Origin of the sequence: Alteromonas sp. KUL17, from assembly GCF_006538305.1 — a bacterium.
Classification (GTDB): domain Bacteria; phylum Pseudomonadota; class Gammaproteobacteria; order Enterobacterales; family Alteromonadaceae; genus Alteromonas; species Alteromonas macleodii.
On sequence record NZ_BJKJ01000050.1, the window covers coordinates 1 to 2,898 of the forward strand.

Annotated in this window: 1 rRNA gene; it reads right to left on the reverse strand. The window is 50.2% G+C overall.

The features are described 5' to 3' along the window. A 23S ribosomal RNA gene (locus KUL49_RS20650) occupies window positions 1-2,850 on the reverse strand; the annotation flags it as partial. Window positions 2,851-2,898: the final 48 nt, after the last annotated feature.

The following is a 2,898-nucleotide window of genomic DNA, read 5'->3' on the forward strand; positions in this document are numbered from 1 at the left end:
TTAGCTTAACGCCTTACAACGCTTCCACACCCTGCCTATCAACGTCATCGTCTATAACAACCCTTCCAGACCTTAAAGGTCAGGGATGACTCATCTTTGGGCCGGCTTCCCGCTTAGATGCTTTCAGCGGTTATCCGTTCCGAACATAGCTACCGGGCAATGCCATTGGCATGACAACCCGAACACCAGCGGTTCGTCCACTCCGGTCCTCTCGTACTAGGAGCAGCTCCCATCAATCATCCAACGCCCACACCAGATAGGGACCGAACTGTCTCACGACGTTCTAAACCCAGCTCGCGTACCACTTTAAATGGCGAACAGCCATACCCTTGGGACCGACTTCAGCCCCAGGATGTGATGAGCCGACATCGAGGTGCCAAACACCGCCGTCGATATGAACTCTTGGGCGGTATCAGCCTGTTATCCCCGGAGTACCTTTTATCCGTTGAGCGATGGCCCTTCCATACAGAACCACCGGATCACTATGACCTACTTTCGTACCTGCTCGACGTGTCTGTCTCGCAGTTAAGCTAGCTTATGCCATTGCACTAACCTCACGATGTCCGACCGTGATTAGCTAACCTTCGTGCTCCTCCGTTACTATTTGGGAGGAGACCGCCCCAGTCAAACTACCCACCAGACACTGTCCACATTCCCGATAAGGGAACAATGTTAGAACATCAAACATACAAGGGTGGTATTTCAAGGACGGCTCCACACAATCTAGCGACTGTGCTTCAAAGCCTCCCACCTATCCTACACATGTAGGTTCAATGTTCAGTGCCAAGCTGTAGTAAAGGTTCACGGGGTCTTTCCGTCTAGGTGCGGGTACACAGCATCTTCACTGCGATTTCAATTTCACTGAGTCTCGGGTGGAGACAGCGTGGCCATGGTTACACCATTCGTGCAGGTCGGAACTTACCCGACAAGGAATTTCGCTACCTTAGGACCGTTATAGTTACGGCCGCCGTTTACCGGGGCTTCGATCAAGAGCTTCGTTAAGAAAACTAACCCCATCAATTAACCTTCCGGCACCGGGCAGGTGTCACACCCTATACGTCCTCTTACGAGTTTGCAGAGTGCTGTGTTTTTAATAAACAGTCCCAGCCACCTGGTCACTGCGGCCTCCATTTGCTTACCACGCGAAGTGTTCACAAACAGAGGCGTACCTTCTCCCGAAGTTACGGTACAATTTTGCCGAGTTCCTTCACCCGAGTTCTCTCAAGCGCCTTAGTATTCTCTACCTGACCACCTGTGTCGGTTTGGGGTACGGTTCATATAATCATAAGTTTAGAAGCTTTTCCTGGAAGCAGGGCATCAACAACTTCACTCCCTTAGGGAGCTCGTCTCGTGTCTCGGCCTTGAAAACCCGGATTTACCTAAGTCTTCAGCCTACTCACTTTCACTTGGACAACCAACGCCAAGCTTGCCTAGCCTTCTCCGTCCCTCCATCACTGATTATATAAGTACGGGAATATTAACCCGTTTCCCATCGACTACGCATTTCTGCCTCGCCTTAGGGGCCGACTTACCCTGCCCTGATTAGCATGGGACAGGAAACCTTGGTCTTCCGGCGTGGGAGTTTTTCACTCCCATTATCGTTACTCATGTCAGCATTCGCACTTGTGATATGTCCAGCAAGCTTTACAACTCACCTTCATCCACTTACACAACGCTCCCCTACCCAGCATGTAAACATGCTGCCGCAGCTTCGGTATATTGCTTAGCCCCGTTACATCTTCCGCGCAGGCCGACTCGACTAGTGAGCTATTACGCTTTCTTTAAAGGGTGGCTGCTTCTAAGCCAACCTCCTAGCTGTCTATGCCTTCCCACATCGTTTCCCACTTAGCAATATTTTGGGACCTTAGCTGGCGGTCTGGGTTGTTTCCCTCTCCACGACGGACGTTAGCACCCGCCGTGTGTCTCCCGGATAGTTCTCATTGGTATTCGGAGTTTGCAAAGGGTTGGTAAGTCGGGATGACCCCCTAGCCTTAACAGTGCTCTACCCCCAATGGAATTCGTCCGAGGCTCTACCTAAATAGATTTCGGGGAGAACCAGCTATCTCCCGGTTTGATTGGCCTTTCACCCCCAGCCACAAGTCATCCCCTAACTTTTCAACGTTAGTGGGTTCGGTCCTCCAGTTGATGTTACTCAACCTTCAACCTGCTCATGGCTAGATCACCGGGTTTCGGGTCTATACCTAGCAACTAAACGCGCAGTTAACACTCGCTTTCGCTACGGCTCCGTTATTCACTTAACCTTGCTACTAAATATAAGTCGCTGACCCATTATACAAAAGGTACGCAGTCACCACACGAAGTGGCTCCCACTGCTTGTACGTATACGGTTTCAGGTTCTATTTCACTCCCCTCACAGGGGTTCTTTTCGCCTTTCCCTCACGGTACTGGTTCACTATCGGTCAGTTAGGAGTATTTAGCCTTGGAGGATGGTCCCCCCATATTCAGTCAAGATAACACGTGTCCCGACCTACTCGATTTCACTGTAAAGAATCCGTCGTGTACAGGGCTATCACCTTGTATCGCTCCTCTTCCCAAAGGATTCCACTAAATTCTAAACAGCTTAAGGGCTGCTCCCCGTTCGCTCGCCGCTACTAGGGGAATCTCGGTTGATTTCTTTTCCTAAGGGTACTTAGATGTTTCAGTTCCCCTCGTTTGCCTCGTTAACCTATGTATTCAGTTAACGATACCTATAAATAGGTGGGTTTCCCCATTCGGACATCTGTGGCTCAAATGCATTTTGTCGGCTCACCACAGCTTTTCGCAGACTTACACGTCCTTCATCGCCTCTAACTGCCAAGGCATCCACCGTATACGCTTCGTCACTTAACCATACAACCCCAAACAGCCTTTTGACTTCTGTCTAAGTTACGTTGCATG